The organism is Nocardia cyriacigeorgica (assembly GCF_010868145.1).
In the GTDB taxonomy this organism is placed as follows: Bacteria; Actinomycetota; Actinomycetes; order Mycobacteriales; family Mycobacteriaceae; genus Nocardia; species Nocardia cyriacigeorgica_D.
On record NZ_JAAGUY010000043.1, the window covers coordinates 22,684 to 30,225 of the forward strand.

Annotated in this window: 4 protein-coding genes and 1 pseudogene; 2 read left to right on the forward strand and 3 right to left on the reverse strand. The window is 67.7% G+C overall.

Annotation, left to right across the window (positions count from 1 at the left end; translation table 11 throughout):
- Nucleotides 1-82: 82 nt before the first annotated feature.
- A complete protein-coding gene (locus GV792_RS27625; RefSeq protein ID WP_163827921.1) occupies nt 83-1,534 on the forward strand; it encodes an MFS transporter in 1,452 nt (483 codons plus the stop codon).
- A gap of 91 nt (nt 1,535-1,625) precedes the next feature.
- Nucleotides 1,626-2,855: an FAD-dependent monooxygenase gene (locus GV792_RS27630; protein WP_163827922.1), complete on the forward strand. Its 1,230-nt coding sequence runs from the start codon at nt 1,626-1,628 to the stop codon at nt 2,853-2,855.
- A 101-nt stretch (nt 2,856-2,956) separates the two neighbouring features.
- On the opposite strand, the gene GV792_RS27635 is transcribed toward GV792_RS27630, so the two are convergent.
- The 3 genes and pseudogenes from GV792_RS27635 to GV792_RS27645 all read right to left on the reverse strand — a co-directional run.
- Nucleotides 2,957-3,604 (reverse strand): hypothetical protein, encoded by a 648-nt coding sequence (locus GV792_RS27635; protein ID WP_163827923.1) that lies wholly within the window; start codon nt 3,602-3,604, stop codon nt 2,957-2,959.
- Nucleotides 3,601-5,508 carry a hypothetical protein gene (locus tag GV792_RS27640; protein WP_163827924.1) on the reverse strand — a complete coding sequence of 636 codons (1,908 nt, stop codon included), beginning with the start codon at nt 5,506-5,508 and terminating at the stop codon, nt 3,601-3,603. Before GV792_RS27640 ends, GV792_RS27635 begins: the two co-directional genes overlap by 4 nt.
- Nucleotides 5,509-7,091: 1,583 nt before the next feature.
- Nucleotides 7,092-7,542: pseudogene (locus GV792_RS27645) on the reverse strand (hypothetical protein); the annotation flags it as partial.

The following is a 7,542-nucleotide window of genomic DNA, read 5'->3' on the forward strand; positions in this document are numbered from 1 at the left end:
CGGGCCAACCGCAGTGCTCGGTTCCGGTCGTCAACGCTTGACGCCCGCCGGTACCGCCGTGAGCGCAGAGCAAGGAGCCGCAATGCCGCACAGCAAGCCTTCGAGCGTCGGGCTGCACACGAGATGGAACGGGCCGCTCATCGGCCTGGTAGCGGTCCTGGTCATGGTGAACTTCGTGACCGACTCCGCGATCACCGCTCCGCTGCTCGTTCTGCCGGAGATGCTCGACCATTTCGGTACCGACCAGGCCGCATGGCTCAACGCCACCGCGATGCTGGCGGGCGTGATGTGGTCGCCCCTGCTCGGAAAGAGTGCCGATATCTTCGGCAAACGCAGGGTGCTCGTGCTGACCTTGCTCATCAGCAGCGCGGGCGCCCTCGTATGCGCGGTGGCCCCCAACATCTGGGTGTTCGTGGCTGGCCGCATGTTGCAGGGCGCGGCTCTGGCCGCCGTATTCCTTTCCGTCGCCATCGTGCGAAGTGTGTGCGCGCCACGTATCGCGATGATCGTCGTCGGCATCGTGACCTCCGGCTCCGCGCTACTCAACATCGCGTCGCGTTTCCTGATCGAGAAACTGGCCATGGCGTTCGGCTTCCAGATCTTGTTTCTCGCATCGAGTTTCGTTGCCATCGCGATGGCGATCTGTGTGCGCGGCCTCCTACCGGAATCCCTGATCGAGACGCGGGGCTCGATCGACGTCGGCGGCGCACTCCGGCTCGGCGCAGGATTGGCCGGGGTCCTCGGCTACATCAGCCTCGGATCGGACCTCGGCTGGCTGTCGGTCGGCCCGCTGGCGATGCTCGTCGGTGGCGGCGCGGCCCTGGCCTGGTGGGTGGTGGACTCGAGGCGAAAGCCCGATCCCCTGATCGACATTCGTGGCCTCGGTCGGCCTCTGGTGCTGACGCTCCTGGTGGTGTTCCTGGGAGCCGGTGCCTATTTGAGCATGCTTCAGCTCATCCCACTCCTAGGTGACGTATCGGCGGATCAGCAGCTCGGTTATGGATTGGCCGGCCAGGGATCAGTGGCACTATTGCTGGCCGCGCCGGGATTCGGCGTCCTGCTGGGCGGTCCGGGGTCGGGCTGGCTTGCCGCACGGATCGGCCCGGCCGCGACCTTGGCGGGCGCTGTCCTGCTCGGGACGGTCGTGTCCGTCGGGATGTTCCTCGGTGTTTCCCACCTTTTCGCCGCGCTCTGCTGCGCGTTCCTGCTGGGCGTGACGGTAGGTGCGATGGGTACCGCCGGTTTCACTATGGCGGGCAGCTCGGCCACCGCTGACCGGCAGGGCATCGTGTCGAGCCTGGTCGCGGTCATGGTCTCGATCGGATCAGTGGTCCTGAACTTCGTGGGCGCGGCCGTACTCGCCTCGACTGCCGTGGTCGTCGACGGCGAAACGGTGAACACCGCGACCGGCGTGTTCAGCTATGTCGCCATGTCGTCGAGTGCGTTCGCGGTCGCCACGGTGCTCGCTGTGCTGCTCATGCGAAGCGCACGCCGCGACTCGCACTCGCCCGACCTCGCGGTGAACCCGGTGTGAGGAACCCGGGCCGACGCTGACGACTTCGTCGGTCGACGGTCACCGCAGTTGGTTTCGAATGTCTCACAACAGAGTTGGGAGTTGATGGCGAATGGGCAGGGCAACCGGATCGAAAGGTTCGATCCTGGTTTCCGGGGCGAGTATCGCGGGGATCGCGGTGGCGTTCTGGCTGGACCGGATCGGGTTCGCGGTAACAGTGGTGGAGAAGTCCAGCGGAGTGCGGCGCGGCGGGTACCCGATCGATGTGCGCGGCACTGCGGTGGAGGTGGCGAGCCGGATGGGGATCCTGTCGCAGCTCCGGCAGGCGCATATCGAGTCGCGTCGAATGACCTTCCTCGACGCCGATGGCGGTGTGGCGGCGGTGGTTCATCCACAAGGGTTGAGCGGCGGAGTCGAGGGCCGCGATGTCGAGGTTCCGCGCGGGGATCTGACCGATGTCATCTACGCGGCCGTCGATGACGAGGTCGAGTTCGTCTTCGACGATTCCATTGCCGAGCTCACCGACGACCAGGAGCGCGGTGTCGATGTCACCTTCCACAGCGGCCGCCGGCGCCGCTTCGATCTGGTCGTGGGTGCGGACGGGATACATTCGCGCACAAGAGAACTCGGGTTCGGCCCCGAGCGACAGTTCCACCACTATCTGGGCTACTGCGTTGCGGTGTTCACCGTGCCCAACAGCTCCGGACTCTCACATGAAGGTCTTGTCTGGAACACCCCGGGGAGAGGCGCGGCCCTCTACGCCGTCCGAGACAGCACCGAGCTGCACGCCATGCTCACCTTCGCTCATCCCGAACCGTCATTCGAGACCATCCGCGACCCCTTGGCCCACCGTGAGCTGATCGCCGCCGCCTTCGCTGATGACGGATGGGAGATCCCGGCACTGGTAGACGGCATGCGCCAGGCGAGCGAGCTGTTCTTCGACTCGGTGAGCCAAATCCGCATGCCGAACTGGTCCAGTGGACGGGTCGTCTTGGTCGGCGATGCGGCCTACGCCCCGTCATTTCTGACCGGGCAGGGGTCCAGCCTCGCGCTCGTCGGCGCCTACATGCTCGCTGATGCGCTGGCCACCCACCGTGATCACACGATGGCGTTCGCCGCCTATGACAGCACCCTTCGCGGATTCGTCGAGCTGAATCAGGCCCAGGTCGGCGTGGGTGCGGCCGCCTTGTTTCCGACCACTGCCGAAGCGCTCGAGGAACGGAACGAGGCACTGCGCGGCTTGGCCGAACGGTCACGGGGTGCCGGGCGTCCGGCGCACACGGCGCTGACCTTGCCCGAAACCGATCTCCGCCAACGGATCGGCGTCGCCGGCCGGGACTGAGCGCCAGCTGCAGGCACTACCTCGGTCATCGAAACGCTTGATCTGACCCTGCAAGTGGTGGACGTGCCGGCAACCTCGGCAACCGCCGGCCCGACCACGGTTCACAACCAATCGGTGACGTCCATGGGTGCGCCATCGTCATCGAGTGGAGGTTCGATGCCCCGAGGTTGCGGGGTGCCGAAGGTCGAGGGCGGCCCTGGCTCGGCCGCGACGGTCAGCGCTGCGTCGAAGTCGGCGAGTGTGGCGGCCAATCGGGGGGCGTTGTACTGGTGGATCTCCGGATGCGGGCGACCATGGAAGTCGTGGGTCAGCCAGATGTCGTGGTAGACCTCGATATCGACCATCGGTTCCGAGCCGGTGAGGTCGACGGTCAGGCGCAGCAGCTCGTTGTCGGTGTGCGGTGCGCCGAGGGCGTCGAAGCGGGTGCCTGGGCCGGTGACGGTGATGGCGCCGATCGTCGCGTGGGCGGGGAGCTCGGCCGGGCGGGCGGATTCCATGAGCGCCGCCAGCGCGGGATCGGCGAGCCCCCCGGCCACCGCGATCGTGGAGTGTGCGCCGGGCGCGATCCGGCCTTCGATCAGCCAACGGCAACTCACCTGCGCCGGAGATAGCAGACCGTGCTGCGCGGCGCAGGATGTGAGCCGGGCCGCCAGCTCGAACTGGGCCGCCACCCCTAGCCCGACTCCGGTCGGCCACCAGGTCCAGACGAATGAGAACGCCGGCGCCCGAAGCGGCTGGGCCGCGATCATTCCGGGAAGACTTTCGTGCCGTCGGGGATGGTCAGCTCCTTACCGTCGGAAAAGCGCACGACAAAAGCGATACCGCTGGAGGTGGATCTGTCGGTCAGCGATCGCAGCGTATCGGGGTCCAGCGCGGTCGACGGGGCGGCCACCTCGAGGATGCCCACCTTCCGATCGGCGGGCGCGTCCACGAGTTGTTTGACCACCGATGCTGTCGCCGACCGGATGCCCTTGATCGAGGAAACCTCCTTGGCCTGGTAGGCGAAAAGCACACGACCGTCGGGACCTTTGACGCCGACATCGATGTCATAGCGTCCCTGACCTTCTTGCGTCCGCCCGAACACCAGATCACGACTGCCCCGCCGGTACAACTCGTCGCCGAGGCGCAGTTCCTGCATGGCCGCGGGCCGGGCAGCGGCTGGTCCGCGGAACTTCGACACCAGATCTTTGAAACCCTCGGCGCCGGCGAGATGCCCCTTCCCGATGATGTCGGCGGCCTCGGCGCCCATCGGAGTGCTGCGCGCATTGCGCAATGCCTGGATCGTTTTCTGTTTCTCGGGCCCGGACATGCCGAGGCGATCCATGACGCTGGACACCTTCGCGACCTGATCCTCGCGCATCGGCTGCCCGGCACTGCCGCGCTCCTGTGCGGAACTGTTCGCGCGGTCATAGCGCTGGGTCCACTTCGGTTGCGGGAGGGTGCCGCCGGTTTCGGTATAGCGGCGGTAGCTGTTCGGTGCCTCCTCGGCGATGTCCTTTACCTTGCGGCCCCGGTCGGCGGTCTTGTCACGGAGCTCGGTGACCTGCTGTGGATCGAGCGCGCGCACGGTCATCTGGATGGTGGCCGTGATCGGGCGGGTCTGCCCGGCCGGGATCAGCTGCGGGTTGTAGGTCGCGCTGCACGACAGGGTGGTCGAGCCGTTGGCCGGCATGGTGCCGCTGCCGTTGCACCCCGCCCCGAGCGCGATCGGCACCGACGACTGCATGGTGACGGTGTAATCGAATGCGACGGTGGTGACCCGCATATCAGGGGAGGTCGTCACCGTATTGCTGATGACGAACTGGATTGTGCAGGTGCCCAAGCACGGGTTCTGCAAGAAGTGGCCGTTGACGTTGCCGCCCAGCTCGACCCGGGAATCGACGGCATCGCCAAGCCCGTCCACCCGTCCGGGCAGCTCCTCGTACATTCCATCGGCATCGTCGCTTTCGCCGCGTACCGGGTCGAGGGTGAACTCGGGTAGCTCCTCGTCACCGCCGGATTCACCGGATGACGAGGCGCTGACGATGCGGTCGATGACCGGTCGGTCAGACCCGTCGGCGCCCGGTTCGTCGGCCGGGTCGAGATTGCTCAGATAGGTGGTGATCGAGCCGCTCGTGACCGGAGTGGACTCATGGCCGTCGATCTCGATCGGCGCACCGATGGTGACGTCTTCGCCGCGCTCGGCGTCCGGGTCGAGTGCCAATGCCAGCCGAGCCGGGGCCAATGTGCTCGCCAGATCGAAGCCGAAGCGTTCGGGCCCGATCAGCACCGGTACCCCCGCGTATCGGGCGGCATCGTCGGCGGATTCGCCGAAAGCGAGCCAAGCCTGCTCATCGCCCTGTAGGAAGGATTTCCCACCGACGCCGAGATAGTCCATCTGCACGCCGTCGCGCACCGATACCGTGCCGGTCGCGTCGCCGACATTGGTGATGGTGAGATCCACCTGGAGCCGTCCGACCGACGCACCGCTCGGCTTCACCGTTCCGGTGAAATGTGTCGCGGGCGTATCCAGCAGCCGCAGCTGAGCGGTCGCCAAGGCTGCCCGTCCGCGCTGCTCGGCGGTGGGTCCGCTGTCGTTGAGCTGCCAGAGCGCGACCCCGCCCCCTATCCCGAGCGCGCAGACGATGAGAAGCACCAGCGACGCGATGAGCAACGTGCGGCGTCTGCGCGGGGGCGGGGCAGGTGGACCGCCGTGCTGCGGATCGAACCAGTACCCCGTGTTCGGGGGAAACGGGCCGGCCGGTGGGGCCTGGCCGGGTGGCACCTGGTTGCCGGGTGACGGGATCGGGTGTCGGTCCGGTACTGAATAGCCTTGGGCCGGGACCTGATACGGGCTCGATGACGGTGAGGTCGGCGGCGAGTACGGGCCCGGAGGCGGGTAGGGGCCCGGCGGCGAGTTCGGGGTACGCGGCGGGTACGCCGCATGCGGCGGGGGCGGCGTGCCCGCCGGTGATGATGCCGTGGGCGGGTACGGGCCGGGTGGCTGGTACGTCGGAGTCGGTGGCTGCGGTATCGCAGGCGGGGTCGGTCCAGCGCCAGGCGGGGTAGACGGCCACGCCGCACTGAGGAAAGGGCCGGAAGGGGGCGGGACCGGTCCGGCGAACGGCTGCGAACCCGGGGACGGGCGGGGCGGTTGCTTCGGCAAGGTTGCTGGATTCGGTCCAGCGGATGATGGCGCCGCAGGCTGATTCGGCGCGCTGGTAGGGCTTGGTGGTGGCGTCGCGGGCTGACTCGGTCCGTTGGTCGGGTTCGGTCCGGCGTGGGTAGGTGAGGCCGCAGGCTGACTTGGCGCGATGGTCGAACTCGGTTCCGCCGGTGGAGGTGAAGCCCCAGGCGGGTTCGGCCCGAGGACCGAGCCTGGGCGGACCGGCGTGGTCCCACCTCTCGGACCCTGTTGCAGTGCAGTCGGATTCGGGCTGCCGGGCGGACTGGGCTCCCCGGTCGTGCTCGGTTCGGAGGCGCGCTGTGGTCGGGCCTGCGGAATGGACGCAGGCGGTGGGCTCGCCGCTCGTGGCCGGTTAGGTTCGGCCGCAGGCACTGGCTCACCCGGCGCGACCGGTGGATTCGCCCCCGCGGGTGGTTGCGCACCCTGCGCCGACGAAGGCGATATCGGCTGTGATCGCACGGTCGGCGAATCGTCGTGCTGATCCGGCTTTTCACGGCCGTCGTCGTCCGACATGGTCCCTCCTCGAAATGGCGGGGCCACTGAGCGCCGTGCCGCCGGATCCCTCGCCCCTGCTTCAACAGTAGGACGCAGCTGCGCTTTTCGCGCGAGATCGTGTATCCCTTGCCGGCTCGGCGCGCCAGTGCTGGCGGACGGAGCGCGGGGGCACGGTCGAACGTGGCCGCCGATGTCGGCCTCGCTCACACCGTGCATATGACGACAAGTTCATGACACCTCCCACCGGCGGGACCGGCGCGACGAATCGGGTCTGATGCGCCCTGTCGCGACCAGCGTGGCGAACGCGGCCCGTTTGCGCGCGCAGTCGTGTTCGCGATGATGACGCATCGCTTGGTGCGCGTCGTCGACGGTCAACGGTGCCAAGGGCAGATCGCAGGTCCAAGCCGTCGGCCGGACGACCGTGCGCACTTGGCCCCGCGCGGATCCGCGCCGATGAGCCGGTGTGTGCTGGGGCGGATCGGTCGGCCACAAACACCCGATGATGAGCACCGCGATACCGCAGCCGGCTAGCACCGAGGCGACACTGGAGAGCATCTGCCAGGAATCCATTGTGTTCACCTGCGTCGTCCTTCGTCGTCGGTCTTGCGCGTCAGCCCGTCCAGTACCTGGCGCAGGGTCGCGACGTCGGTCATCGCAACGGACACCGGACTATCGCCGTCCGAATCGGGCCCTGCCGGGGTGGGTTGGCTGATCGGCGTCGGTGTATCCATCAGCTGCGGTGCGGATTCGGCTGCTTCCTCCCCCGGGGCGTGTGCCCGCCTGCGGGAACCCGCACCGGCCGAAGGAAACTCGATTCCCCGCAGGTAGGCCCGTTCTCGTGGGCTCAGGGTTTGCGGTGCGAGCCGCCCGAGGTGCACCAGCGTGCAGTACGCGACCCACTTCCATGCGCACCGCTCGATCCGGCACTCACGATGCCGCCGCATCAACCGATGCGCAGACTCCGCATCGGCCATCCCACACACCATCGGCGGCGCGAACCCGCCCTCCGACCCCCTCACGCGACCA

Bases quoted from the DNA above. Each gene is read 5' to 3' on its own strand.
- GV792_RS27625 (WP_163827921.1), top strand. From the start codon at position 83: ATGCCGCACAGCAAGCCTTCGAGCGTCGGGCTGCACACGAGATGGAAC.
- GV792_RS27635 (WP_163827923.1), bottom strand. From the start codon at position 3,604: ATGATCGCGGCCCAGCCGCTTCGGGCGCCGGCGTTCTCATTCGTCTGG.
- GV792_RS27630 (WP_163827922.1), top strand. From the start codon at position 1,626: ATGGGCAGGGCAACCGGATCGAAAGGTTCGATCCTGGTTTCCGGGGCG.